Below are 26,915 nucleotides of genomic sequence, written 5' to 3' on the forward strand. Positions count from 1 at the left end.
TGGCGGCTCAGGGCAGGTGACAAGGCGGGAGAGGTAAGGCTGATGAAGCGGTGAGGGCTGCGCGGGCCGCGCGGAACGGAGGCTCCATTCCACGCATGGCGGCCCGGGCGGAGGACTGACAAGGTGGAGAGGCGGGGCCCATGCGTGGTGGCGGGCCGCGCGGAACGGAGGCTCCATTCCGCGCATGGCGGCCCGGGGGCTGACATGGCGAGAAGTCGTGGCATGGGGAGACAGGGCCTGGGGCTTCGCGGGTACTCGGTCTCCCGGCACTCCGAATATGTCCGAGCTACCGTTGCGGCTACCGCGTGGCCGAGGCGGCTCCATGGCAGGACTCATCCGCGTCCTGGATCAGCCCCTGGTGGACTGTGCGGGCGCGGAGGAGATGTCCGCGTTCTCGCCTTCGCCCCCCGCGGTGCCGTCCGCTCCGTAGGAGAGGATGACCGGCCTGCCGCCCTCGTTGAGGTACACGTAGTCGTTCTGCCACGGGTCCTTGGGGAGCTGCTCCAGCGTCCGGCTCTCCACCAGCGCATTCAGCCCCGCGCTCGTGTCCGGGAAGCGGCCCGTCTTCACGTAATGGAGCTTGAGCGCGGTCTCGATGGCCTTGATGTCCAGCGCGGCCTTGTCCTCCTTGGCTTCTCCCAGCGTGCGGATGACGGCGACGCCCACCGTCGCCGCGATGAGGCCGAGGATGGTGATGACCACCATGATTTCGATGAGAGTCATTCCGCGGCTGCGACGGCGCTGCTGCTTCGGCTTGTTGGGATTCATGACTGTTCTTCACCTCACGTGACGTTCTGGCAGGCCACCGCTTCGCTCTCGTGCCGCCATGTCGTGTGCTCCCGCTGCTCCGCGCGTGGCGCTGCCTGCGAGAGCCCTCCACCGGCCATCGGCGGCGGGCTCGGGAGACCGTCAGTGCAGGCCGCGTGCCTGGGGCGCTCCGCCGGGAATCCCAGCCCGGGAAGATTCACGGAGCCCGTCGTTCCTTCGCCGTAGCTCCACAACGCCTTCCCTGGATAAACCCATGAAGAACCACGTCCTTGCGTCCGCCGCGAGCGGGCTGCTGGCGCTGACCACCCTCGCGCCCACCCTGGCCCGCGCGGCCTGCGACATCGACAGCGCGGCGCAGTCCGCTCCGGCGCTGAGCTCCAACAACTGGTACCACCGCATCGACGGCGCGGGGAATGTCGCGGCCTCGCACCCCGACGGCTACTACCAGATCAGCTCCGCCAGCATGGTGGACCGCGCCGGCTGGCTGGACGGCACGGTGGCCCGCATGCCCATGTACAAGCCGTTCCGCGACAGCGCGGTGCAGGTGGGGGTCGGCTGGATGTACGGAGCCAACTCGCGCCACAACGCGGTGGACTACGACAAGGACGGCGCCAGCTTCCGCGTGGACGCGGTGGCGGACGGCACGGTGGTGTGGGTGGGCTACATGCCCAGTCCGGGCAACGTGGTCATCATCGAGCACACCGCGAAGGACGGCTCGAGGTTCCGCGCCATCTACCACCACCTGCGTGACGGCCGGGACGAGGACATCGCCCGCGCCCGGCTGACGAAGACGTATTACGAGAACGTCATCGGTTCCTGGACGACGGCGAGCAGCACCTGGAAGGCCTACCAGAACCAGGCGGACGCGGACGCGCAGGTGCTGGGCGGCACCCCCACCGCCACGCAGCTCGCCGCCATCGAGTCACGTTGGGGCACGCCGTCGCAGGGCATCCTGGTCAGCGAGGGCCAGACGGTGAAGGCGGGGCAGCAGATCGCCATGGCCGGGCTCACGGGCGCGCACGGCATGAACAGCTCCGTCAACAACACGCACCTTCACATCATGTTCGCGCGGCCCGCCGAGCACTGGGTGGGGGGCGTGAAGAAGAGCCTGTGGACGTTCTTCGACCCGTACGGCCTCTATGCGCTCAGCGCCTCCTGCTACCAGACGGAGTATCCGACGGGGCAGGGGGGCCAGGCCGACCAGCACGCCTCGCACTTCGCGCCCTTCTTCCAGGACTTCGCCGGGGTGGACGCCGGGAAGTTCCAGCAGGGCTTCAACCACTTCGCGTCGTTCGGCTGGTTCCCGTCCACGCTCGCCACCGAGTCCAGTGGGTGGACGTGGAAGATGGGCGGCTCCTTCCAGTACAACCCGTCCGCGCCCGTCACGCGCACCTTCCGCACCTTCGCGCAGCACCAGTCCGACGCGGACACGTGGATTCCGAACGGCTGGCGCCCGGACAAGGTGGTGGGAATGACCGCGCCGGACGAGCCGCGCTTCACCGCCATCTACGCGCCCATCACCACGGGCTTCATCGCCCGGCACAAGATGACGCCGAGCTGGTTCGGCTCGCAGATCAACGACAACTACCAGGCCGGCTACCTGGTGACGGATGCCTCGGCGTACCTGGACGGGGGCCAGCTCTTCTTCACCGGCACCTGGGTCAAGCAGCCGTCGGTGACGGCGCAGTACCTCTACCACTCCATGACGGAGACCGGCCTGTGGGACCAGGACGACACCCTGAAGGCGTCCGGCTTCAAGATGGTCCACGTGTCGAAGTACTCGCACCCGGGGCTGGGGGACCGGTACATGGCCATCTGGCACGTCACGTCGAAGACGCTGGTGCCCATCCTGGACCTCACCCCGGACCAGTTCCGCGGCTACCGCGACCTCTACGTGGGGACGTTCAACTACCGCGTCCGTCACGTCAGCGCGTACGGCGGGAAGTACGCCGTCATCTTCGAGAAGTAGGCCCCCCCGATACATGAAACATGTCTCGGCCCGGCCCCGGTCTTTCCGGACCCGGGCCGGGCCGCCGTGTGAGCCGGGTTTCATCAGCGATTCCAGGAGGTTGGCGGAGCCCCTGCAAGAATCCGGACCTCATCCGTTTAATGGTATGCGGTACACACCGGCCCGCGGGGTGGTCCGGCTGAACGAGGGGGGGCAAACATGGCGCCGAAGTACGACGCGCTGGTCATCGGCACCGGGTTTGGTGGAGCCGTGGCGGCCTGCCGGCTGGCCCAGGCGGGGCTGTCCGTGCGCGTGCTGGAGCGGGGGCTCCGTTATCCGAAGGGAGGCTTCCCCCGTGACTGGGACAACCCGATCAACGGCTGGCTGTGGAAGCACGGCCAGGGCCTCTTCGACGTGAAGCTCCTGCAAGGGATGAGCATCGTCCAGGCGGCGGGCTACGGAGGTGGCTCGCTCATCTATGCCAACGTCCACCTGCGCCCGCCCGCGGAGACCTTCGTCACCGGCTGGCCGGAGGGCTACAGCCGCGAGTCGCTGGACCCGTACTTCGACCTCGTGGCGCACATGATGGACCTGCGGCCCATCACCGACTCCGCGCGGGGGCTGCCCACCAAGACGCAGCGGATGCGGGACGTGGCCCGCCAGCTCGGGCGGGAGCAGCAGTTCTTCTACCCGGACCTCGCCGTCCGCTTCACTCCCGCCGGCGAGCCCCTGCCCAACAAGTTCGGCGTACCGCAGGAGGGCTGCAACTACTGCGGCGAGTGTGACATCGGCTGCAACGTCCGCGCGAAGAACACGCTGGACCTCAACTACCTGGCCGTCGCGGAGCAGCGCGGCGCGCAGGTGTCCACCCAGGCCGAGGCCACCCGCCTCGAGCCGCTCTCTCCGGAGGGCTACCGCGTCACCTATGTGGACCACGGGGCCGGCGGCGCCGTGTGCACCGTGGATGCGCGCCGCGTCTTCCTGTGCGCGGGCGCGGTGAACAGCACGGAGCTGCTGCTCCGCTGCCGCGACGAGTGGGGCACGCTGCCCCGGCTCGGCGAGAAGCTGGGCTGCCGCTACTCGGCCAACGGGGACTTCCTCGCCTTCGCGCTGGAGACGCGCGAGGTGTGGGACCCGGCGGAGGGGCCCACCATCACCACCAGCATGGTGGTGGACCAGGGCCAGGGGCCGGACAAGACGTGGTTCCTCCTGCAGGAGGGCGGACACCCGGAGCAGGTGGCCGGCCTCGTCCAGGCGCTGGACCCGGACAAGGACCTGAAGGTTCCGGCGGACCTGCTCCAGAAGGAGCTGGTCAAGGCGCTGCGCAAGCGCTCCCGCTCGGCGGCGTCCATCGAGGGCGAGCGCGGGCGCTTCCAGGCGGTGTTCCTGGCCATGGGGCGCGACAGGGCCAACGGCAGGCTCGCGCTGCGTCCGCTCACCGGGGAGCTGGAGGCGCGCTGGGACGTGCCCTCCAACCTGCCGCTGTACCGGACGCAGGAGCAGGTCTGCCAGGACATCGCCCGGGCGCTGGGCGCGCGCGCCGTCTACAACCCGCTGTGGGAGCGGTTGCACATCCCCGTGTCGGTGCACAACCTGGGCGGCTGCGTCATGTCCGAGGAGCCCGCGTACGGCGTCCTCACTCCGGACGGCGAGGTGCATGGCCATCCCGGGCTGTACGTCCTGGACGGCGCGGCGCTGCCGTCCAGTACCGGCGTCAACCCGGCGTCCACCATCGCCGCGGTGGCGGAGCGCAACGTGGAGCGGGCCATCCGCGTAGCCCTGGGCAACCCGTCATGGCTTGCGCCCGAGCGGGCCGCGTTCGCCTCGAGCGGGGGCGAGCAGCCCTACCGCGCGGCGATGCGCTTCCAGGTTCATGCCGAGTCGGCCCTGACGGTGCCGGCAAGAGTGGACCCGATGAGGGCCGTGGTGATTCCGGAGGGGGGCACGGTGGCCTCGCCCACGCCGGTGGTGGGGCTGCGCTTCACCGAGCGGATGCGGGGCTTCCACTCCCCGGGCCACGCGCCGGCGGACGACTTCGTGGGCGCGGAGAAGGCGGGCAAGCGCACGGGGCAGGTGGCGGAGTTCGTGGTCACCATCACCCTGCCCAGCCTGGACCGCTTCCTCGCGGAGAAGGCCCACGGCGGCATCGCCCAGGGCACCGTGCGCGTCCACGGCCTCACGCCGCCCGAGGGCGCGGACGTGGAGAACGGCGTCTTCAACCTCTTCGTGGACACGGACAGCTTCTACGAGCGGCGGATGCTCTACCTGCTGCCCTTCACCGGCGTGGACGGCCAGCGCTACCTGCTGGATGGCTACAAGGAGGTGCGGGACGACGACGGCTTCGACGTGTGGAGCGACACCTCCACGCTGTATACCGTCATCCGCCGGGGGACGGACCGGGATGCGCCCGTGGTGTCCAGCGGCGTCATCCGCCTGCACCTGCCGGACTTCCTCCAGCAGCTCACGACGTTCGCGGTGCTGGGCACGGACTCCGCCGTGAAGAAGGCGGACGCGCTCAAGCGCTTCGGGAGCATGTTCATGGGCCACCTCTGGGATGTCTTCGCCCGCACGAAGCTGGAATAGGAGAGGCGCACCTTGGTGATGGCAACGCGGTACGACGTGGTGGTGGTGGGCTCCGGCTTTGGCGGCTCCATCAGCGCGCTCCGGCTGGCGCAGGCCGGCAGGTCGGTGGCCGTGCTGGAGCGCGGCCGGCGCTACCGGCCCGGCGAGTTCCCCCGCGACGTGACACGCGCGGACGAGCTGCTCTGGCGCCACCCGTCGCGGCTGGAGGCGCAGGGCCTGTATGACATGCGCTTCCTGTCCGGCATCGGCACGGTGACGGCCAGCGGGGTGGGGGGCGGCTCGCTCATCTACGCCAACGTCCACGTGCGGCCGGACCCCGTCGTCTTCGAGGACCCGCGCTGGCCGCGGAGCTACAGCCGCGCCTCGCTGGAGCCCTACTTCGACAAGGTGGCCCGGGAGCTGCGCCTGGAGCCGGTGCCGGCGTCCATTCCGCTGCGCAAGCGGGACCTCTTCAAGCGCGCCGCCGGGAGGATGGGGCGCGAGACGTTCGACCCGCCGGAGGCCGTGGCCTGGACGGAGCCGCCCGGCCCGGGCCGCAAGGTGTGCCAGCTCTGCGCGGAGTGCGAGTTCGGCTGCCAGCACGGCGCGAAGAACACGATGGACCAGACGTACCTGGCGCGGGCCGAGGCGCTCGGCGCCACGGTGTGGCCGCGCACGCTCGTGTCCCACGTGGAGCCGGTGCGCGGAGGCTACCGGGTGCACTGCCAGGACCTGGCCACCGGCGAGCGGCGGACGGTGGAGGGCACGCGCGTGGTGCTGGCCGCGGGCACGCTGGGCACGGTGGAGATCCTCCTGCGCAGCCGGGACGGGGCGAAGACGCTGCCCCGGGTGAGCGCGCGGTTGGGGCACGGGTACTCGGGCAATGGCGACTTCCTGGGCTCCTTGCAGAACGCGCGCGAGGACATCCTTCCGTGGATGGGCCCGGACGTGGCCACGGTGATGCGCTTCACCGACGCGGCGCCCCGGTTCACGCTGGTGACGGCGACGTTCAACCGGCCGGCGACGGAGGTGATTGCCGGCATGGGGCAGCCGCGGCTCGGGCCCTTCCAGGGGATTGGCGCGCCGCTGTGGACCTTCCTCGGGCCCGTCGTGCACAAGGCCTTCGCCAAGGGGCTGCTCAGCAAGCCCATGAGCCACCGCGTGGACGCGGCGCGCACGTGCAACCTCTTCGGCATCGGTCAGGACAACGCCAACGGCCGCATGGGGTTGAAGGGCGGCCGGCTGGACGTGGAGTGGAACTACGCCGGTGAGAACGCGGAGCTGGTGAAGCGCATGTCCGAGGCGATGCGGGAGCTGGCGTCGCAGTACGGCGGCACGTACGCGCCGCTGGTGACGTGGCAGCTCTTCAAGCGGCCCTTCACGGTGCACTCGCTGGGCGGGGCCCACCTCGCGGACTCGCCCGAGCGCGGCGTGGTGTCCACCGAGGGCGAGGTGTTCCACTATCCGGGCCTCCACGTGGCGGACGGCTCCGTGATTCCCACCGCCATCGGCTTCCATCCGGTGATGACCATCAGCGCGGTGTCCGAGCGCATCGCCGAGGCCGTGGCTCGCGGCTTCTGAACCCTTTCGTGACTTCGAGGAGAAAACCATGGACACGCTACCGGCGGCTGAGCGGCACGACTTCACCGCGGACGACGGCACTCCGCTGCAGCTCACGCGCTACCGGGGCGGCACGAAGGGCCCGGTGCTGCTGGTGCACGGGGCGGGGGTGTGGAGCGGCATGTTCATGCTGCCCACCCTGAAGGAGAACTTCGTGCAGTACCTGGTGCGCCACGGCTACGACACGTGGCTGCTGGACTGGCGCGCGAGCGTGGAATTGCCGCTGCGGCAATTCACACTGGACGACGCGGCCCGGTACGACATGCCCGCGGCCGTGCGCCGCGTGCGCGAGGTGACGAAGGAGGACTCGGTGCAGGCGGTGGTGCACTGCGCGGGCTCGGCGGCGTTCTTCATGTCGATGGCGGCGGGGTACCTGCCGGCCGTGCGCAGCGTGGTGGCCTCGCAGGTGGCGCTGCACCACATCGTGCCGCCCGTCACCCAGCTCAAGGCGATGCTGCGGCTGCCGGAGACGCTGGACGTGGCGCTGGACTACCTGTCGCCGGACGAGGACCCCCAGAACCCGGTGTGGCAGGCAGCCTTCGGGAAGCTCGTGGACCTCATCAGCCACGAGTGCGACAGCACGGTGTGTCACCGGCTGACGTTCATGTACGGGCACCTGTACAAGCACGCGCGGCTCAACCGCGAGACACATGACCGGCTGGAGGAGCAGTTCGGCCCCTGCAACATGCTGACGTTCCGCCACCTGGCGCAGATGGCGCGCGCGGGGCACGCGGTGGCCTTCGACCACGGGACGGAGGAGAACCTCCGCCGGTACGGCAGCGTCAAGCCGCCGTCCTACCTGCGGGCGGAGCACCTGCGCCGGCCGATGACATTCCTGTCGGGAGCGCAGAACGGGACGTACATGCCCGCGTCCACGGAGCTGACGTACGAGTGGCTCCGGGAGGAGAACGGCGGGGACTGGTACCAGCGCAAGGTGCTGGAGGGATACGGGCACCTGGACACGTTCATGGGCAGCACGGCCGCGCGTGACACGTACCCGGTGGTGCTGGAGGCGCTGGAGGCCACGGCCTGAGGCCTCAGGTGGAGGTTCCGTCCCAGCCGATGTAGCGCACGCCCTCCAGCGGCTCGGGCGCGTGGAACTCCAGGGCGCCCACCGCGGAGGAGAGCTTGCCGTCCGGCCTCCACGCGGCGAAGGGGTGGGGGCGGGTGAACAGCTCCACCTCGCAGGTGGCCACGTCGCTCTGGGCCACGTGGACGTCCCAGCCCGTCGGGTCCCGATACGCGTACCCCACCAGCGTCCGCGGGTCGCACCACGCGCGGCCCTTCATGGACGTGGTGAGCGACGTCGCCTGGAACAGCAATTCGCCCGCGCGAGGCACCTCCATCTTCGTGAACAGCAGCCCGGGCACCTCGTGGAAGGTGTGCTGCTCACGCGCGGTGCGCAGGTAGACGGGCGTCAGGCGCGGGCTGGCACCGCGCCGGGGCAGCACGGACAGGGCCTCCAGTCGCGCCTTCGGGTCCTCGCGGAACACGGGGACGTAGAGCCAGGTCAGCTCCTCGATGCGCCGGTGTCCCCAGAGGTGCTTCTGCAAGCCCGGTGCTCCGCGGACCTCGTAGCGCCGGCCATCCACGGTGACGGTACCGGTGAAGACGGCGTCGTCCACGGCATGGGCCACGTGCGTGGTGAGCGGCAGCAGGTCCGTGCCCCGAGGCGCGCGGCGAACGGCCTCGGCCGACTCCGGCGAGAAGCGCAGGTCCCAGTCGATGGCGTGTCCGTCCGAGGCGACACGGCCATGGCACCGGCCCGGAGCCAGCTCCGAGTCCCCGATGCGGATGCCGAAGCGTCCCGGCGTCCCCGCGCTGAACCCGGACATGGGGTGGATGGACTTCAGCGCCACCGCGGGCGTGGGCGAGCCGCTGTCGAAGGCCGCGGCCCACACCGTGGCGCGAGGCTCCCCGGGAGCACCGGGGGCGGGGGTGAAGAGCGTGTATCGCAGCCACCAGGCCCGCTCGCCGTCCAGGTCGAGCACCACCAGGAACCAGATCTCGAAGAACCCCGGCTGACCCTTCCAGCGCGGCAGGTTGGCGCGCTCGCTCGAAGGCATTGCGTTCCCCCTCAATGGACGGCGAAGCGGGCCGTCAGGGGACCCACGCTCGCAGAGCCGGGGTGTTCCCGGCAAGCCGCGTCAGCCCTGGGCGTCGTTCCAGACGATGCGGTAGGTGACGCTCTCCTCGTCGAACTGGCTCACCTCCACCGTGCAGGCGGGCGCCCCCGCGGCACGCCCCATGGCCAGCATCACGCCCTGCTTGAAGTAGCGCAGGTTGCCGGGTTCGTTGAGCCACACCTCCGCCTCGTTCTGGCCGCGCTCGGTGATGCGCACCTCGGTGTAGTTGTTGCTCGTCCGGAAGCCGTGCTGCGCCTTCCAGAGCATCCGCCAGGGGCCCAGCAGCTTCATCACCCCCAGCAGGGCGCGCCCCATCATCGTGTCGCGGTAGCCGTCGATCATCCGCTCGCCGAGCAGCCGCCAGGCGACCGCCTCGGGCTCGTCCGGATGCAGCGACTTCGCCGTCACCGCCACGCAGCGGATCCACGTCTCCAGGGGGTACGCCGGGAGCAGCGGCCGGTCCAGGTCCAGCCCCTCGCTGCGGAGCCGCTCCTTGAGCAGGGGAGACACCCTCCCGGTGAGTCCCCTGACGAAGAGACCCTCGACAATCGGAGGAAAGACGAGTCTCTCGGCCATGAGGGGCATTCCAGCCCGGGGCGTGGCGGTCGGGTCAAGCCCCTCGGGTGGGTTCCTTCGTGGTGCGAACATGGCCATCGCTCCTGGGTCATCGACGCCCGGGCGCATCGCACGACGCATCTACAGGAACGAGCCCGGCCTGGCCCGGACCTATCATAGCGCCCGGGCGGGTGGGGCATCTCATGTGGGAGGTGTGGCGACAGGGCCGTGGCGGCCTACCGGCGGAGAGGGGCGCAGCGGCCCTCGGGCCGGAAGGGCAGGGCCCACAGCCTCCGGACGCCGGTGCCATCCTCGGCGGTGAAGAAGGCATCCCAGCCGGAGCGGATGAAGCTCCTCGGGTTCGAGTCGAGCGTTCCGGGCGCGACCTCGACGAGGGGCACCGTGCCCTCGGGCGTGCCGTTGCTCATCCACGGCTCCGCGCCACGCCCCCCGGTGCTCGCGCTGAAGAAGAGGTTGCCCTGGAGCGCCGTCAGCCGCTCCGGCGACGCGCCGGGCAGGCCCGGCTCCAGGTCCACGAGGAGGCGTGTCCCCGTCTCGGTGCCGTCGCTCACCCAGACCTCGCGCCCGTGGATTCCGTCGTCCGCGGAGAAGAAGAGCCGGCGCCCGACCGCCGTCAGCTCGATGGGCTCGGAGCCCTCGTGGCCGGTTCGGAGGTCCTTCACCCGCCGTGTCCCGCCCGGGGTGCCGTCGCTCCGCCACAGCTCCATGTCCATGCCCTCTGCATCCGTCGCGCCCGCGAAGTACAGCTTGCCGCCCATCGCGGCCATGTCACCCGCGTGGGTGAGCTCCGTCACCAGGGATGCGGCGCCTCCGCTCGACACCATCAGCTTGAGCTTGTGTCCGTGCAGGTCCCCGATGATGAAGAACACCTTCGAGCCCACGGGAGTCGGGTCCCCGAGGACGGCGCCCTCGCTCGGCACGCGCAGGACCTCCACGACGCCGCCGGTCGCGGGGTCCAGGCGCATCACCGCGGTGAAGATGGCCTGGAACTGCGCGATGAAATAGATGGACCCGTCAGCGGAGCGCGTCAGGCGGTCCGGGCCGGCGCCCTCGGGGCCGGGTTCGAGGTCCGTCACCAGCAGCGTCCCCTCGGCGGTGCCGTCCGTCACCCGCAGCTCGCGCCCGTGGTCCTCGTCTCCCGCGGTGAAGTAGAGGAGGCCCTGGTACTCGAACAGGGCGCGCGGGAACGAGCCATTCGTCCCGGGCCAGAGGTCCGTCACCATGCGCGTGCCGGCGGGGGTGCCGTCGCTCACCCAGAGCTCGCGCCCGTGCTCCTCGTCCTCGGCGGTGAAGAAGACCCGGTCTCCCACCCGGGTGAGCTGCGAGGGGGGCATGCCCAGGGGACCCGGGGGAAAGTCCCTGACCTTGAAGGTGCCCTCGCCCCCGGTGCCGGTGCTCGTCCACAGGGCTCCGCCCGAGGCGTCGTCCGTGGAGAAGAAGTAGAGGAGGCCGCCCGCATGCACCGGCTCGTTCGGCTCCGGGTCGAAGCCGGGGAGCCCGGGGCCCAGCGGGACGGCCGTCGTGCCGCAGGGGATCCAGGGGGTGGCCTCCTGCGCGGAGGTTCTCCCTGCCTCCTCCTTCTCCGGGGCGCGGCTGCCGGAGCCGGGCTCCTCGCAGCCCACGAGCAGCGCCACCACCACGGAGAGAGAACGCCAGTACTTCATTGAGAACCTCCTCGTTCTGTCTGAAGGGACCGGCGCAATCTGGCCGTTCGGGACCGCGCGTCTACCCGTGCGGCGGTGTGGTGGGAGGCGCATCGAGGCGACAGTCCCCACGTCTGGAGATGACACTTCCTCCGACGCGAGGACCCATTGGCGTGCGGGGCCCGGCCCTTAGGTTCTGCCCCTCTACTCGGCAGAACCCACTGGAGACCGCAATGTCGTGGCGCTTCCTCTTCCCCCGCTCTCGGTGGCTCGTGGCCGGGCTCGTCGCTTGCGTGGCCCTGGCTGGACCCGCCCGGGCGCAGACCGCGCCCTCTGACATCGGGACATGGTCCAGCGTGATGACCTGGCCCATATCGGCCACACACGCGAACCTTCAGCCGGACGGGAAGGTGAATTTCTTCGGCGAGTTCGAGGAAGGCGCGCTGCCTCCGCGCCGGTGGGACCCCGCGACGAATGCCGTCACCTCGCTGCCATATCCTGGCTACAACATCTTCTGCGCGGGCCACTCGTATCTCGCGGACGGCCAGTTGCTCGTCACCGGGGGGCACATCGAGAGCCACGTGGGGCTGCCCGACGCGAGCCTGTTCAATGCCTTCACGTCGTCGTGGACCCGCCTGCCGGACATGAACGACGGGCGCTGGTACCCCACCAACACGACGCTCGCGAACGGGGACGTGATGGTGATCTCCGGGGAGGACAACGGCTCGGGTGACATCAACGAGCTGCCGCAGCGCTACCTGGCGGGCTCCCGGACGTGGCGGGACATGACCACCGCGCGGCTCAAGCTGCCGTACTACCCGCGGATGTTCCTGGCGCCGGACGGCCGGCTCTTCTTCGCCGGGCCCTGGCGCGCTTCCCGCTGGATGACCACCTCGGGCACCGGGGCCTGGAGCACGGGGCCGTCCAGCAACTTCGGCACGCGGAGCTACGGGCCGGCGGTGATTCTGGACGGCCGGGTGTTCCTGGTGGGCGGGGGAGACCCGCCGACGGCCACGGTGGAGACCATCGACCTGAACGTGTCCTCGCCAGCCTGGAGGTACGTGGCGTCCATGACCACGGCCCGGCGCCAGCACAACGCGGTCATCCTCCCGGATGGCCGGGTGCTCGTCCTCGGAGGCACGCGCGGGAGCGGCTTCGACAACTCGAGTTATCCCGTGCGTCACGCGGAGGTGTACGACCCCGCCACCAACCGGTGGACCCGGCTCGCGAGCAACGCCGCCTACCGGGGCTACCATTCCACCGCGCTGCTGCTTCCGGACGGGCGTGTGCTGAGCGCTGGCGGACGCAAGGTGCGCACCGCGGAGGTGTACTCGCCGCCCTACCTCTTCAAGGGGGCGCGGCCGGTGGTCAGCTCGGCGCCGGGCACCGTGGCGCCCGGGACGACGTTCACCCTCTCCACGCCGGACGCGGCGAGCATCACCCGGGTGTCACTCATCGCGCTCGGGTCGGTGACGCATGCGTTCGACCAGCACCAGCGGCTGGTGACGCTGGGCTTCACGCGGGGCACCGGCAGCCTCACCATCACCGCGCCGCCCAACAACAACGTGGCGCCCCCGGGTTACTACCAGCTCTTCCTGGTGAACGGCACGGGCGTGCCCTCGGTGGGGCGGATGGTGCGCATCACCACGCCTTGAGAGCGTGCGCGTGAGAGGGCGTGGGGCCCCAGGCCAGGCTGGGCTCCGTGGGAGCGATGGAGGCGGCGCAGTGCCGCACCTCGCGCTCCAACTGCCGCCATCACCATCCTTCGGGGAGACCCTCGTAGAAGGAGCGCCCGGTGATGCACGGCCTACCCAGACACCGCCATTCCATTCATTGCATCCTTCCCCCGTACCTGGCCCGTCAAATCATCCAGAACGGCTCACCCCAGCAGCGCGCGCGAATCCTGCGGACGCTCGCCATCGACAACACCTTCCGGGCCATGCGGCTCATGCGGAGCGGGATGCCTCGGATGGCGCGGGCGCTCATCCCGGGGTCGATGGTCGTCGAGAGCCAGAAGCAGCGGACCATCTATGACATGAAGAACTCGGAGCAGTTTCCGGGGATGGTGGCCCGGATCGAGGGGCAGGGCGACACAGGCGACGTGGCGGTGAACGAGGCCTACACGGGGCTGGGGGCGACCTACGACCTCTACTGGGAAATCTTCGGCCGCAACTCCATCGACGGCAACGGGATGCCGCTCAACGCCCACGTCCACTACGGCACCGACTACGCCAACGCCTTCTGGGATGGGGAGCGCATGGTGTTTGGCGATGGAGATGGGGAGATCTTCAACCGCTTCACCCTCGCCATCGACGTCATCGGGCACGAGCTGGCGCACGGGGTCACCGAATATGAGGGCCCTCTGGCCTACTTCCTCCAGGCGGGGGCGCTCAACGAGTCGCTCTCCGATGTCTTCGGCTCGCTCGTGAAGCAGCGCACGCTGAACCAGACCGCGGAGCAGGCCGACTGGCTCATCGGCGCCGGGCTGTTCACGGACGAGGTCGAGGGCAAGGCCCTGCGCTCCATGAAGGAGCCGGGCACGGCGTACGACGATGACGTCCTGGGAAAGGACCCCCAGCCCGGCCACATGCGGGACTTCGTCCGCACCTGGGAGGACAACGGAGGCGTGCACATCAACTCCGGCATTCCCAACCGGGCTTTCTACCTCGTGGCCACGGACCTTGGAGGCTACGCGTGGGAGCGGGCCGGCCACATCTGGTACGAGACGCTGCGCGACCCCCGGCTCAAGGCGGATTCCTCCTTCCTCTCCTTCGCACGGCTCACCGTGATTGCCGCCGCCCGCCTCTACGGCCAGGGCGGGGAAGAGGAGAAGGCGGTCCGTGACGCCTGGAACCAGGTGGGCGTCCGGATCTCCCGGGCGAAGGCCGGCGAACCCATCGAGGCTGTCGGCATGCCGGCCGAGCAGCAGCCTGTCGCCCACTAGGACGGGCGGGACACTCTCGGCCTGGTACGGAGCGAGCGATGCGTATCGAGCTCAAGAGGGAGGGAGGCCTTGCCTTCTTCCCGGGTCTCAGCAGGCCCCGGGGGGTGGACCTGGGGGAGCTGCCTCCTGATACAGCGGAGGCAATCTCGCGGGGTGTGCAGGAGGCCCGCTTCTTCGAGCAGCCCTCCACTCCAGGGCCGGCGTCTCAGCGAGGCGCGGACCGGACTTCGTACACCGTCACCATCGACGATGGAGGGCGGCGGCACTCGGTCCAGCTCGTCGAGCCCGTGGAGGACCCGCGCCTGCGCGCCCTGCTGGAACTGCTCAAGCGGGCCGTGAAGGAGCACGGAGGTTCCGCGCACGCCCATCAGTAGGGAGGGGGCGCATCGGGCTGCGCATCCGCGAGCACCCGGCTCGCGACCGCCTCATCCATGAATGGACGGTCGTGTCCGGGGCCGAATGTTCTCGAAGAGAGCCTGGAGTCACCACCCAAGGTCCCAAGAACGGTGAGGCGGGCTCTACTTGCGGACCGAGAGTATCCGCCACTGCGTTGTGTCGATGGCATAGAGGCCGCCACCATCCAGGGAGACATTGTGTGGATCGCACTTCTCGGGCCGGGGAGAAATCCCGACGATGACCACTCCCTCCAGGTGCGGTACTGCCTCCACATCCCAGACCTCGCGCTTCCTCAGGCACTGTTCGACCGGGCTTGCACCCTTTGGCAGGGGCGGCATGGAGAGGAAGAAGTCGTCCATGGCGAGTGCGATAGCCATGGCGAGGTCGCCGCGAACTCGCGTGGACTCCATGTCCTTCATCCCCATCACGGGGAACTCGTAGTCCCCTCGCTCCGCTCCGGGGGCGCGAGGGGGCTTATAGGCGCGGTTGAAGAGGGCGCACCCGGTTGTCAGGCAAAGCGCGAGTGCCAGCGCGACGGTTCTCATGGTGCCTCCTTGATGGGGCTGATCGTGCCGCTGTCTTTGTCGTAGATATGCCCGATGAGCACCCATCGTCTCTCTCGACGCTCGTAGATCTCTCCAGGCCGGTCCTCGTGGACATGGGGAATGAGCATTTGCACGGTACATGCGGCATCCATCTGGACGCGGAAGGAGTATCGCTGGCGGGCCTTCCAGCGGTCTTTCTCGGACATGGGGGAGCGCCTCCATGGATGGGTGTGGTAGTCACCGACTACGGAGACGCGCCCTCGATTGTCGCGGACGTCGTTTGGCACGATGCAGTCCTTGCCTGCTGATGTCGGGTCGAGTCTCAACGGAGCAGGCCAGCTCGCGTAGTATCGACCTTGAAAGCTGTAGATGACTCCGCAATATTCCTGCCCATGCGTGCCAGCGGTGGCGGCCGGCATGTGCATGAGCGCGGGGCAGAGTTGGTCAATCACCTGGTCTCTGTCTTCGGACGGTTCGATCTCTGGCCAAGGACCCTGAACCCAAACGGGGCTGCCAATCCTACTGGGGTCCCGGCCAAACCATTTCCCAATGCCTTTTTCATAATACGACTCCGCTGCACACCCGGATGCCAGCAGTAGCGCGAGTAGCGCCATCGAGCGGTTCGTCATGTTGTTCGCCTCAACGCGCCCTTCAGTGAGACATGGCGGAGCTGTTGTTGCCTCGTCCCTTGCTCCTCGGGACGAGTGGTTCGAGGTGGCAGGCTGTCTTGGAAAATTCTTCGAGAGATACGAACGAACACACGACGCGAAGTTCTGGGATGCCCGTTGCTTGAGTGCGCATGATTGGGAGATCCAGTCCGAACCTTGAGCTATCGGGCGCCGTCGAGGCGACCTGAAGGACTCGATGTGGGCGGGCGCGCGGGTCGTAAGGCAGGGACGTAGCATCGGCCCTGGTGCACGTAGTAGTCCTCCTCCTTTTCACAGTCCTTCGGATCCAAGGTCAGCTTGATCCAGCACCCCCCATTGATGGATACCTGCAGCTTGCCTGAGCAGCGGCCATTGGCATCCGGCCTCCGCTGTCCCGGCAAGGGCTTCGGCGGCACCTCCACCGCGATGGTCGACCAGGCGGATGGCGCCCGGTCGAGAGGCACCGGGGCCGTCAGCGCCGCGTCTCCGACGCCGACGGTGCCTCCATCCTTCGAGTCTTCGTGCACCGCGGCGAGCGCCTTTCCGGGCTCTTCCGCGAGCTGCGTGCTCAGCAGCCACCCGGCTACGACCACCAGCGCGCCTCCCACTCCCGCCGCCATGCTCCAGGGATGGCGCCTTGCGCGCCGAGGTGCTGGGAGGACGACGTGCTGGTGGGAGGCGGGGGCTTCCACGGGGCGAGGTGCCTCCGGGAGGAAGAGAGGCACATCCGCCTCGGGCCCCGCCTCATGCGCGGCGGCTTCCAGCGCCTCGGCCAGGTCGCGGGCACTGCCACGGGCCTCGGGGCTCATGGAGAGCATCCGGGACGTCAACTCGCTCAGCGCCTGGCAGCAGCGGGGGTTGAGCGTGCGCACGGACGGGACGGCGGCGCCCGCGAGGAGCCCGGAGCCGGGAGCCGTGTCCGCGCCGTGGAGGTACTCGCCGGTGACGAGGCGGAAGGCGGTGACGCCGAGGGCGAAGACATCATCGGCCGGCCCGGGCGCGTAGGGCACGAGGGGCTCCCGCATGGGGAGCTTCACGGAGCGCCATGCCTCGGGGGAGCGGTAGGCGGGCGTGCCTGGAGGAAAAGGCGGCTGGGTGAGTGTGGCGGCGCCAAGGAAGTGCCCGGCGCCGAAGTCGGTGAGGAAGACGCGGCCATCCGCGCCGCTGACGAGGACGTTGTCACCCTTCATGTCTCTGTGGACGCCGCCCGCGGCGTGTGTCGCGCCCAGGGCGCGCGCGAGGCTGGCGAGGACGTGGAGCACCTGCCGGGAGGTGGGCCGCTGCACCCAGGCCCAGGTGTAAAGCGAGACGCCGTCTACCAGCTCCATGGCGAGGTAGGGGTAGGCGGGGCCCTCCGGCGGTTGCCACACGCCATGGTCCACGAGGCGAGGGACGTTGGGGTGGCGGATGCGGGAGAGCAGCTCCACCTCGCGGGCGAAGCGCTCATGGCGAGGGTGGAGTGCCAGCTTGAGGGCGACGGGGGCGGAGGGAGTCTCCGCGTGGATGGCACGGTAGACGGCGCCGTGGGCCCCCAGCCCGCGGCGCTCCAGCACACGCCATGGGCCCACCCTCGTCCCGAGGGGAAGACGCGCCGGATTCAGGTGAGCAGGGTGCATGAGGTACCTCGCGAGCGGATGCGCGGGTGCGTTGTCGTGGATTCAAGGCGCCGAGCGCGCGCCGATTGCTGGGAAACGCTCGTAGGCCCGCAGGAGCGCATCCAGGTGGGAGGGAAAGAGTTCCAGGCAACAATCAGACCGGGCCTAGAGTCCGACCGCTTCGCGGAACTCGGGATCCGCCTCGAAGATTTCGAGGTCGTCGTCTCCGGGCTTCTTTCCGGGGGTGTTCTTGACGAGGAGATCCCGTACCCGGTCCTTCCATCGCCCCTTGTTGACACCGATGGCCATCTTCACCGTCTCGAGCGCCCGGAGCCGCGTCTGCTTCACCTCGTCGTCGTGCCCGCCCAGGCTCGCGAGGTGGCGGGCCTTCTGCCCGTACGCCGCCGCCAGGTTGACGAGGAGGGAGCCGTCACCCAGGGGCAGCTTCTTCGCCAGGAACTCCTCGCCCAGTTGGATGGCCTCCGTGAAGCCCTCCGGGGCAGGGCGGAAGAGACAGAGGTAGGTGAGCCAGCCGTAGACACCGGCCGCCAGCTTCTTCGGTCCCCGATCCAGGATCTGCTTGTGCGCGAGGCGGAAGTGCTGGAGCGCCTCGTCCGTTTCGTTGGCGTCCTGGAGCGCGATGCCCAGCTCGAGCCGGGTGCGGACATCATTCGGATACGCCTCGACCGCCAGGCGCGCCGCCCGGATGGCATCCGCCGTGTTGCCGAGGAGCCGCTGGGCCGTGGACCACCGGACCAGCTCCGGCGCCCGCACCTCCGCCAGCGGCATCTGGGCGAGCGTTTCCGCCGCCTCGGTCAGCTCCTTCGAGGGTTCCTCCTGATCGCTGGCGTCAGGCCCGGTCACTGCTTCCAGGGCCTGGACCTGAGACGCGGACAGCACCTCGGAGATGGCATCCTGATCGGCCTTGCGGAAGGCCCGCGCGAGCAGCAGCCGCGTGGCGAGGTAGCCGATGAGGAACCCTTCGACCGTGAAGAGCACGATGATCGAGGTGGCGAACGACACGCTCGCGTCGCCGCCCAGCGCTCCCTTCATATGCTCCGCCGCGCGCATGACCGCGGAGGGGATCTGCTGCAGCTGCACCAGCCCCGCGCCGAGGAGGATCTTGGTGAGCCAGTCGGAGACCTGCTCGAGGTTGGTATTGACCAACTGGGAGTAGGCACCTTGCCTGCCCGCTGGCGCATCCTCGGCATCGGAGGTCCTCTGGAGGACCTTGGGGATGCCGAACAAGAAGCCCGGAACGGCTCCCAGGAAGAGCCACGCCAGTCCCCAGAAGACGGCTCCCAGGTTCACCCACTGTCCGCTCGTCCTGGCGGCGAGGGCCGCGAGCGCCAGCTCCAGGACCAGGACTGCCAGCGCGGCCTGCCAGCTTTGCCGCAGCGTCTTCTTCTCCGCCAGACGCTCCATCGCCGTCGTCATGAATCTTCCCCTCTGGTGGGAGTAGACGTCAGGCCTCGGACTGGCGGCAAGCCCCAGTCCCAACACGCGAGCGGCGAGGGTAGACTCCGCGAATGCCCTCCGCGCTCGAGTCCGGCCTCTACGAGACACTCGTCAGCCTTGATCTGCGAGAACGCCTTGGCGTCTCGGAGCGCGAAGGCTGGTGGATCGACCTCCAGGAGTGTGACGCGACGCTGCGACCGGAGCTGCTCGCGCGGCATGTGTATGCTCTGGCGCGTCGAGCCCTTGCCGCCGTGCCCGCGGACGAAGGGCAACTCGAGCAGCAGGTGCGCCTCACCAACGCCCTGGTCTCGCGCTTGAGCGAGGAAGGACAGGATGCCGCGGTCCTTCGTGCGGACCAGGTGTACGAGAAGGCCCAGCTTCTTCGTGAGGCACGCCGGCCCCAATCCCATATGGCCGAGCCGCAGCCAACGGCACGTCCCCATCTCTCGCTCGCGGAGAGTGGCCTCCTGGTGAATGGGCGTCGGGACTACCAGGTGGGGCCCGAGCTGGCGCGGGAGTGTGTGAGCGCCGATCGCATCGACCTCCTCTGTGCCTTCGTGCGCTTCGCCGGCCTTCGGCTGGTGCGCAGGCAACTGGAGGACTTTGTCCGCCGTGGAGGGCAGCTCCGCGTCATCACCACTGTGTACACCGGGGCCACGGAGCGCCGCGCGCTCGATGAGCTGGTCGGGCTTGGCGCCCAGGTGAAGGTGTCCTACGAGACGGACCAGACGCGCCTGCATGCGAAGGCGTGGCTCTTCCACCGGAACACGGGGCTTCACACCGCCTACATCGGCTCCTCCAACCTCACGCACAGTGCGCTGGTGGACGGGCTGGAGTGGAACGTGCGGGTGAGCCACGCGGACAACGCGGGCATCCTCGAGCGGGTGAGGGCGACCTTCGAGCAGTACTGGAGCGAGCCGGAGTTCGTCCCGTACCACCCGGAAGCGGATGGCGAACGGCTGTCCAAGGCACTCGCGCGTGAGCGAGGCGGGGCCGGAACGTCCGCTATCGAGCGACTCGTGGCGCTCAACATCGAGTTCGAGCCCAAGCCGCACCAGCGCCAGATGCTTGAAGCGCTGGAGGCGGAGCGCCTCCATGGGCATTGGAAGAACCTCGTCGTGGCCGCGACCGGGACGGGGAAGACGTGGGTGGCCGCTTTTGACTACCGGCGCCTGCGCGCCGCGGGACATGAGCGACTGCTGTTCGTGGCCCATCGCGATGAAATCCTCCAGCAGAGCCAGCAAGTCTTCCAGTTGGTCCTGAGGGACGCCGCGTTTGGTGAGCGTCTCGTCGGAGGCGAACGCCCGAGTCATGGCGGGCGGCACGTATTTGCCTCCATCCAGTCGTTGCAGCGGCAGCCCGACGCCTTCGCGCCGGATGCCTACGACGTCGTGGTCGTGGACGAGTTCCACCATGCCGAGGCGCCCACGTACCGCAGACTCCTCGAGCGCCTGCGCCCCCGCGTCCTGCTGGGGCTCACCGCCACTCCGGATCGCGGAGACGGCCAGTCCGTCCTGGGGTGGTTCGACGGCCGCATCGCCTGTGACGTGCGGCTCTGGCAGGCCCTCGAGCAGGGATTGCTCTGCCCCTTCCACTACTTCGGTGTTCATGACGGCACGGACCTCTCCTCGGTGACGTTCAAGCGCGGCACGTACGCGAAGGGAGAGCTGGAGGGCGTCTATACGGGCAATGACATGCGGGCCCGGCGCATCCTCCAGGCCGTCGAGGAGTACGTCCAGGTCCCCCAGACGATGCGGGCCTTGGGGTTCTGCGCGGGTGTCGCGCATGCGGAGATGATGGCTCGCCACTTCAATACCGCGGGGCTCAAGTCCGTTGCCCTGCACGCCGGCTCACCCGATACCGAGCGGCGGGAGGCGGTCGCCAGGCTGCGGCGTGGTGAGGTACAGGCCCTCTTCACGGTCGACCTCTTCAACGAGGGCGTGGACATCCCCGAGGTGGACACCGTGCTGCTGCTGCGGCCCACGGAGAGCGCCACCATCTTCCTTCAGCAGCTCGGCCGCGGCCTTCGCTGGTCCCCGGGCAAGAGCGTGTTGACCGTGCTCGACTTCATCGGACAGGCGCACAAGAGCTACCGCTTCGACGTGCGCTTCCGAGCCATCGTCGGAGGGACTCGACGGCAACTGGAGCACGAGCTGGAGCACGACTTCCCCCGCCTCCCGCCCGGCTGCGCCATCCGTCTGGACAGGATTGCCCAGCAGCACGTCCTCCAGAACGTCCGGTCCGCGGTCCTCCAGGCGCGGCGAATGCTCGTGGAGGAACTGCGGGGCTTGCCGCCTGACACACGCCTGCAAGGATTCTTGCGGGCATCGGGTCATGAGCTGGAGGAGGTGTACGGACGTCCCTCGGAAACCAGCTCCTTCACGGCCCTGCGACGCGCGGCGGGCTTCGAGCGCCGGCCTGCTGAGCCGCAGGAGGCCACGCTCGCGAAGGCCCTGGCGCGGCTCCTCCATGTCGGTGACGAGGAGCGGCTGACGACCTGGCGCACGTGGCTGTCAGGTGCCGAGCCTCCGGCGCCCGTGGTCCCGGGCAGCCGTGAGGAGCGCCTTCGGTGGATGCTCTTCGCGGCGCTGGGCTTTCGCAAACGGTCCGTGGCGGAGTGGCCACAGGTGATGTCGGAGGTGTGGGCCTGTGCACCGCTTCGCGAGGAGCTGCTGGACCTGCTGGACGTGCTCGCGGACAGGAGCCGGCGGGTACACGTTCCATTGGACCCGGAGGGGGCGGTGCCACTGTCGAGTCATGCGACCTACGGACTCTACGAGGTGATTGCCGGCTACGGAGTGTTGGGGGCCAGAGGGATGCTGCGGGAGCTGAGGGAAGGCGTCTTGTGGGTGGAGACGCACCGGACGGATCTGCTCTTTGTCACCCTCGACAAGTCGGATGCCGACTTCAAGCCCACCACGCGCTACGCGGACTACGCGGTGTCGCCGACGCTCTTTCATTGGGAGTCGCAGAACAGCACGTCAGCCTCATCTCCCACGGGCTTGCGGTATGTGGAGCACTCCAGGCGCGGGACACGCGTGGTTCTCTTCGTTCGTGAGCGCAAGAAGGACGACCGTGGAGAGTCGATGCCGTATCTGTGCCTGGGCCCGGCTCGCTACGTGCGCCATGAGTCGGAGCGGCCGATGCGCATCCACTGGGAGCTGGAGCACGCCATGCCCGCGGACTTCTTCCAGGCCGCGAAGGTCGCGGCAGGGTAGGTCAACGTGACACCCGGACTCTTCACTCCTGGGGGGCGGGAACCGCTTCGCGGCTCGCGTACCGCTCGGCCAGCACCGAGCACACGAGCAACTGGAGCTGGTGGTAGAACATGAGCGGCAGGACGATGAGCCCCAGGCCCGGGTGGGCGCCGAAGATGAGGCGCGCCATGGGTACACCGGAGGCCAGCGTCTTCTTGGAGCCGCAGAAGACCGCGGCGATCTCGTCCTCCTTCACGAACCCGAGCCAGCGCGTGACGTGGGTGCTCAGCGTCAGCACGAGCGTGAGGAAGAGCGCCGCGCCCCCGAGTGTCACCGCCACGATGCCCCCTCCGTAGTTCGTGAAGAGCCCCGACTTCACCGAGTCGCAGAAGGACGCGTAGACCAGCACCAGGATGAACACCCTGTCGAACATGCTGGTGTAGCGCCGGTACCGCGTGAACCATCCCCCGAGCACCGGCCGGAGCAACTGGCCCATGACGAGGGGGAGCAGCAGCAGCCCCGCCAGCTTGGTGATGGCGTCCCCCAGCGAGAGCGACTGTCCCGCCGTCGTGGCGAGCAGGCTGACGATGAGCGGTGTGAGCACGACGCCGATCAGGCTCGACAGGCTCGCGTTGAAGATGGCCGCCGCCACGTTGCCGCGAGCCAGGCCCGTCATCGCCACCGAGGAGGAGATGGTCGACGGTACCGCGCACAGGTAGAGGAAGCCCAGGGACAGCTCGGACGGGAGCCAGCGGCCCACCACTCCGTCGAGCAGCAGCCACAGCAGGGGAAAGACGCCAAAGGTGAACGCCTGCACCACCACGTGCAGCCGCCACTTCATGACGCCGGCCTTCAGGTTCGCCAGCGGCAGGCCGAGGCCATACAGGAGGAACACCACGAAGATGCCAACGTTGGCGACGACGTCCGCGTGCATCGCCCCGCCGGTCCGGCCGAAGTCGGGGAAGAGGGCGGCCAGCACCACGGCGGCGACCATTCCCACCAGGAACCAGTCCCGTGCGAGGCGTTTCACGAGGTGAAGAGACATGGGCCGGCTCAATACCCCGGGCGGCGCGGGACCTCCACCACCGCCTGCATCGCTCCCGGGGACCGCGTGGCCGGCTCCGACCGGGACTGGTACCGAGGCTTCGGCTTCGACGGCTCGCGCGGGCGCCCGGCGCGGGGGAGGGCCGGGGTGACTCACTGCCCCATGGGGCGCTTCGAGCGTCACGGCATTGCCCTTCACGGCGGCTTCCTCCACCATGTCGGCGGAGGTGAAAACATGATTCAGGATTCAAGTCGGTGCGCGCTCGTGACGGGCGCCGCGAACGGTATCGGTCTCGCGGTGGCGGAGAGCCTCGCGTCCCAGGGTGTCCGGGTGCTGGTGGCGGACCTGGACGAGGCGGCGGGCGCCGCGGTGGCGAAGCGGCTTCCCGGCGCGCGGTTCCAGCGCGCGGACGTGTCGTCCCGGGAGGACTGCCGCGCCCTGGTGGCCCACGCGGAGCGCGAGTGGGGACGGCTGGACATCCTCGTCAACAACGCGGGCCTCCAGCACGTCTCGCCCGTGGAGGAGTTCCCCGAGGACCGCTGGGAGCAGATGATCCGCATCATGCTCGTCGGTCCGTTCCTGCTGACGCGCTACGCCCTGCCGTTGATGTACGCCCGGAAGTGGGGGCGCATCGTCAACATCTCCTCGCTGCACGGGCTGGTGGCCTCGCCGTACAAGTCCGCGTACGTCTCCGCCAAGCACGGCCTCATGGGGCTGACCAAGACGGTCGCCCTCGAGGCCGCAGACAAGGGTGTGACGGTGAACGCGGTGTGCCCCGCCTATGTCCGCACGCCGCTGGTGGAGAAGCAGATCGCCGACCAGGCGCGCGTCCACGGCATCACCGAGACGGAGGTCGTGGAGAAGATCATGCTCGCGCCGGCCGCCGTGAAGCGGTTGCTGGAGCCGGCCGAGGTCGCCGCCTACGTCTCCTTCCTGTGCTCCGACGCCGCCTCCGGCATCACCGGGGCTGCGCAGGTGATGGACTGCGGCTGGACGGCTCGCTGAGCGAGTCTGGCGAGGGGCTCTCGGGGGCAACCTCCGTGAGCTCCTCCCGGAACGTCTCCGCCGACAGGTACACGGAGACGAGCGTGATGACGGCCAGGACCAGCATGTAGAGCGACACCGGCCACGCCTGTCCCCCCGAGCGCGCCAGCAGCGCGGTGGCAATCACCGGCGACAGGCCTCCCGCGAACACCGACGCGAGCTGGTAGCCCAGCGACGCCCCGCTGTAACGGACGCGGGTGCCGAACAGCTCGGAGAAGAAGCTCGCCTGCGGGCCGTACATGGCCGCGTGCGCGACGATGCCCAGCGAAATCGCCAGCCAGATGAGCCCCGTCGCCTTCGTGTCCAGCAGCCAGAAGAAGGGGAAGGACATCAGGCCGCACCCCACCGCGCCGGCCAGGTACACCGGGCGGCGGCCGAAGCGGTCCGACGCGGCGCCAAACGCCGGAATCGCCACCAGGTGCACCGCCATCGCCAGCAACACGCCGTTGAGGAACGTGGAGCGCGGCAGCCCCAGGCGCTCGGTGCCGTACGAGAGGACGAACGTGGTGATGATGTAGAAGAAGCCGTTCTCCGCGAAGCGCGCCCCCATCGCGAGGAGGATCTGCTTGGGGTAGGTGCGCAGCGCGTCCAGCACGGGAATGCGCGGCGCCGCCTCCTGGGGCTTGCGGTGCTGGAAGACGGGGGACTCCGCCACCTTCAGCCGAATGAAGACGCCCATGCCGATGAGCAGCGAGCTGAGCAGGAAGGGGACGCGCCAGCCCCAGGCGGTGAACGACTCCTCCGGCAGGCGGGAGAAGATGGAGAAGACCGCTGTCGCCAGCAGCATCCCCGCCGGGGCCCCCATCTGCGGCCAGCTTCCATAGAAGCCGCGCCGGTTCGGGGGGGCGTGCTCCACCGCCATCAGCACGGCGCCGCCCCACTCACCGCCCAGGCCGAAGCCCTGGATGAGCCGCAGCAGCACGAGCAGCGCCGGTGCCCAGACGCCCAGCGTGTCGTAGGTGGGCAGCAGGCCCACGGCGAAGGTCGCCACACCCATCATCATCAGGGTGGCGCTGAGCATGGCCTTCCGGCCCAGCTTGTCGCCGTAGTGGCCGAACACCACGCCACCGAGGGGACGGGCGACGAAGCCCACGGCGAAGGTGCCGAAGGCCGCCATCGTCCCCGTCAGCGGGTCGAAGGAGGGGAAGAACAGGCGGTTGAACACCAGCGCCGCCGCCGTCCCGTAGAGGAAGAAGTCGTACCACTCGATGGCCGTGCCGATGAAGCTCGCCACCGCCACCTTGATGATGGAGTCCTGCCGCTGCTGCGTCGGTTCCAAGTCTTCCCCTCCCGAATCGAACGTGGTGTCGCCGGTCCGCGCTTCCGGACGTCCTAGAGCAGCAGCCGCATCGTCACGAAGTACGAGGCGTCAATCTCGTCTTCCACCAGGTCCTGCTTCTTCTGGTAGCGCGCGTAGCGGGCGCCGAGCGCCACGTCCTCGGTGAACCAGTAGGTGCCACCGATGTTGAGGTACGTCTGCGTGGTGCGGGTGAGGGGCTCGCTGGCCGGGCTGTCGCCCGTCGCCGCCACGTACGTGGGCGACCGGTCGGCGATGCGGGCGAACTGGACACCGACGCCCGAGCGGCCCTGGACGTTGAAGTCCACGCCGGCCGACAGCGAGGTGGCCGTGTACTTCGTGGACAGGAGCTGGTCCGCGAAGCCCGGGGTGCTGTTGGCGACGTCGTTCTGCACGCGGGCGATGTTGAAGAAGGGCGTGATGAAGAGGGGGATGCCCACGTTGGTGTGCAGCTTCAGCAGCACGTTGCCGCGGAGGTTGTTGCCGCGCAGGAGCGGGTCGGTGCGCGACGACGTCTGGTAGTTCACGTCGAACACCTGGGCCATCGCCTTCACCTCGAACAGCTCGTGCGTGTAACCCACGGACGGGCTGAGGACCTGGAAGTGCAGGTCGTCGTCGGGCTGGCCGTTGCGGTAGTTGCCCAGGGGCCGCTCCCAGAAGCGGCTGCCGCCGCCGAAGGTGCCGCCCACCTGGTAGGAACTGGAGGTGCTCAGCGGGTTGGCCGCGGTGAAGCCGAAGCCCACGCGGAAGCCCTTCCAGTTATAGGCCGCCTGCGCGCCCTGGCCGCGGTTGAAGCCGCTGTAGAGCAGCGGGTCTCGCGTGTACTTGTCCGCGAGCAGCGTGTCCGCGATGTGGGTGGAGATGTAGTCCACGCTGGCCGGGTCCACGATGATGCCCGCCTCCACCGTGGCACCCCAGCGCTGCAGGCGGATGACCTGGTCGCGGACGCTGAAGGACGCGGTGCCCTCCCAGACGCCCGAGCCGTGCGCGCGGATGTTGCGCTCGAACTCGCTGCGGAAGGAGACGTACTCGCCCAGGCGGCCCTCGAAGCCGAAGCGCGTGAGCGCCAGCGTCGTCGCCCGGCTCTCGCGGCTGCGGTTCAGCGTCTGGATGAGGTTCTCCACGTGGATGCCGCCCGCGAGCGCGAGCAGGGGCTTCACGTAGAACGTCTCGTTGCCCACCGCGATGCGCGGACGGACCACGGGCGGAGGCCGCGGGTCAATTACCTCGGAGGTGCCCGCCATCTGCTCGGGCGTGGTGCCCGGCTTCTGCTCGTCCTTCGTGGGGGCCGCCTGCTCACTCCCGGCGGCGGGGCTGGCCTCGGTGGCCTGGGGCGCGTCGGCGGCCGGCGCGGACTGGGGAGCGGGAGGGGCCTCGGCGGTGGCGGGCGCCTGCTGGGCCCAGGCCGCCGGCGCGGCGCCCAGGGCGAGCGCGCAGAGAGTCGCGGTGAACGGGAATCGCTTCATGGGGAGTGCTCGGGAAGGAGGGAAAGACGCGGGCCGGC

General features: G+C 69.2%; 21 protein-coding genes. 9 read left to right on the forward strand and 12 right to left on the reverse strand.

Annotated elements, in window-relative coordinates; translation table 11 throughout:
* Positions 1–348 precede the first annotated feature (348 nt).
* Positions 349–768: a type II secretion system major pseudopilin GspG gene (gspG, locus tag K8638_RS12765; protein ID WP_223754763.1), complete on the reverse strand. Its 420-nt coding sequence runs from the start codon at positions 766–768 to the stop codon at positions 349–351.
* A gap of 253 nt (positions 769–1,021) precedes the next feature.
* Here gspG and K8638_RS12770 point away from each other — a divergent pair, with 253 nt between their 5' ends.
* The 4 genes from K8638_RS12770 to K8638_RS12785 all read left to right on the forward strand — a co-directional run bounded on the left by K8638_RS12770 (position 1,022) and on the right by K8638_RS12785 (position 7,931).
* Positions 1,022–2,737: a hypothetical protein gene (locus tag K8638_RS12770; protein ID WP_223754764.1), complete on the forward strand. Its 1,716-nt coding sequence runs from the start codon at positions 1,022–1,024 to the stop codon at positions 2,735–2,737.
* 198 nt (positions 2,738–2,935) lie between these two features.
* The gene (locus K8638_RS12775) at positions 2,936–5,299 is read left to right on the forward strand and encodes a GMC oxidoreductase (RefSeq protein WP_223754765.1); all 2,364 of its coding nucleotides are present in this window, start codon (positions 2,936–2,938) and stop codon (positions 5,297–5,299) included.
* Positions 5,300–5,317: 18 nt separating this feature from the next.
* Positions 5,318–6,859, forward strand: a complete 1,542-nt coding sequence (locus K8638_RS12780; protein WP_223754766.1) for a GMC family oxidoreductase N-terminal domain-containing protein — start codon at positions 5,318–5,320, stop codon at positions 6,857–6,859.
* Positions 6,860–6,887: 28 nt separating this feature from the next.
* The gene (locus K8638_RS12785; protein WP_223754767.1) at positions 6,888–7,931 is read left to right on the forward strand and encodes an alpha/beta hydrolase; all 1,044 of its coding nucleotides are present in this window, start codon (positions 6,888–6,890) and stop codon (positions 7,929–7,931) included.
* 4 nt (positions 7,932–7,935) lie between these two features.
* Here the strand turns inward: K8638_RS12785 and K8638_RS12790 are convergent, their stop codons facing one another.
* From K8638_RS12790 to K8638_RS12800, 3 genes are all read right to left on the reverse strand, one after another.
* A complete protein-coding gene (locus K8638_RS12790) occupies positions 7,936–8,964 on the reverse strand; it encodes a hypothetical protein (RefSeq protein ID WP_223754768.1) in 1,029 nt (342 codons plus the stop codon).
* Between the two features lie 81 nt (positions 8,965–9,045).
* The gene (locus tag K8638_RS12795; protein ID WP_223754769.1) at positions 9,046–9,600 is read right to left on the reverse strand and encodes a DUF2378 family protein; all 555 of its coding nucleotides are present in this window, start codon (positions 9,598–9,600) and stop codon (positions 9,046–9,048) included.
* Between the two features lie 215 nt (positions 9,601–9,815).
* Positions 9,816–11,264, reverse strand: coding sequence for an ELWxxDGT repeat protein (locus K8638_RS12800; protein ID WP_223754770.1), 1,449 nt, complete (start codon positions 11,262–11,264; stop codon positions 9,816–9,818).
* A gap of 389 nt (positions 11,265–11,653) precedes the next feature.
* Between K8638_RS12800 and K8638_RS45175 the strand changes: the two genes are divergently transcribed.
* The 3 genes from K8638_RS45175 (at position 11,654) to K8638_RS12815 (ending at position 14,561) form a co-directional block, all read left to right on the forward strand.
* A complete protein-coding gene (locus tag K8638_RS45175) occupies positions 11,654–12,898 on the forward strand; it encodes a galactose oxidase-like domain-containing protein (RefSeq protein ID WP_223754771.1) in 1,245 nt (414 codons plus the stop codon).
* Between the two features lie 143 nt (positions 12,899–13,041).
* A complete protein-coding gene (locus K8638_RS12810) occupies positions 13,042–14,187 on the forward strand; it encodes a M4 family metallopeptidase (RefSeq protein ID WP_223754772.1) in 1,146 nt (381 codons plus the stop codon).
* A gap of 38 nt (positions 14,188–14,225) precedes the next feature.
* Positions 14,226–14,561, forward strand: a complete 336-nt coding sequence (locus K8638_RS12815) for a protealysin inhibitor emfourin (RefSeq protein WP_223754773.1) — start codon at positions 14,226–14,228, stop codon at positions 14,559–14,561.
* 144 nt (positions 14,562–14,705) lie between these two features.
* Here K8638_RS12815 and K8638_RS12820 read toward each other — a convergent pair whose 3' ends face one another.
* The 5 genes from K8638_RS12820 to K8638_RS12840 form a co-directional block, all read right to left on the reverse strand.
* The gene (locus K8638_RS12820) at positions 14,706–15,128 is read right to left on the reverse strand and encodes a hypothetical protein (protein ID WP_223754774.1); all 423 of its coding nucleotides are present in this window, start codon (positions 15,126–15,128) and stop codon (positions 14,706–14,708) included.
* Complete coding sequence (locus K8638_RS12825; protein ID WP_223754775.1) at positions 15,125–15,757, reverse strand: hypothetical protein; 633 nt, start codon at positions 15,755–15,757, stop codon at positions 15,125–15,127. The genes K8638_RS12820 and K8638_RS12825 overlap by 4 nt, the downstream gene beginning before the upstream one ends.
* Before the next feature lie 200 nt (positions 15,758–15,957).
* On the reverse strand, positions 15,958–17,343 hold the full coding sequence (locus tag K8638_RS12830) for a serine/threonine-protein kinase (protein WP_223754776.1): 1,386 nt from the start codon (positions 17,341–17,343) through the stop codon (positions 15,958–15,960).
* Between the two features lie 90 nt (positions 17,344–17,433).
* A complete protein-coding gene (locus K8638_RS12835) occupies positions 17,434–17,517 on the reverse strand; it encodes a DUF5953 family protein (RefSeq protein WP_370643964.1) in 84 nt (27 codons plus the stop codon).
* Between the two features lie 18 nt (positions 17,518–17,535).
* Entirely contained in the window at positions 17,536–18,807 is a 1,272-nt protein-coding gene (locus tag K8638_RS12840) for a hypothetical protein (RefSeq protein ID WP_223754777.1), read from the reverse strand.
* Between the two features lie 92 nt (positions 18,808–18,899).
* Between K8638_RS12840 and K8638_RS12845 the strand changes: the two genes are divergently transcribed.
* A complete protein-coding gene (locus tag K8638_RS12845) occupies positions 18,900–22,046 on the forward strand; it encodes a DUF3427 domain-containing protein (RefSeq protein ID WP_223754778.1) in 3,147 nt (1,048 codons plus the stop codon).
* A 22-nt stretch (positions 22,047–22,068) separates the two neighbouring features.
* Here the strand turns inward: K8638_RS12845 and K8638_RS12850 are convergent, their stop codons facing one another.
* Positions 22,069–23,070, reverse strand: coding sequence for a bile acid:sodium symporter family protein (locus K8638_RS12850; RefSeq protein WP_223754779.1), 1,002 nt, complete (start codon positions 23,068–23,070; stop codon positions 22,069–22,071).
* 234 nt (positions 23,071–23,304) lie between these two features.
* Here K8638_RS12850 and K8638_RS12855 point away from each other — a divergent pair, with 234 nt between their 5' ends.
* Complete coding sequence (locus tag K8638_RS12855) at positions 23,305–24,075, forward strand: 3-hydroxybutyrate dehydrogenase (protein WP_223754780.1); 771 nt, start codon at positions 23,305–23,307, stop codon at positions 24,073–24,075.
* On the opposite strand, the gene K8638_RS12860 is transcribed toward K8638_RS12855, so the two are convergent.
* Positions 24,029–25,393, reverse strand: a complete 1,365-nt coding sequence (locus K8638_RS12860) for an MFS transporter (protein WP_223754781.1) — start codon at positions 25,391–25,393, stop codon at positions 24,029–24,031. The genes K8638_RS12855 and K8638_RS12860 overlap by 47 nt on opposite strands.
* 53 nt (positions 25,394–25,446) lie before the next feature.
* Positions 25,447–26,877 carry a hypothetical protein gene (locus K8638_RS12865; protein ID WP_223754782.1) on the reverse strand — a complete coding sequence of 477 codons (1,431 nt, stop codon included), beginning with the start codon at positions 26,875–26,877 and terminating at the stop codon, positions 25,447–25,449.
* Positions 26,878–26,915 lie beyond the last annotated feature (38 nt).

Source organism: Myxococcus sp. RHSTA-1-4 (assembly GCF_020037125.1).
In the GTDB taxonomy this organism is placed as follows: domain Bacteria; phylum Myxococcota; class Myxococcia; order Myxococcales; family Myxococcaceae; genus Myxococcus.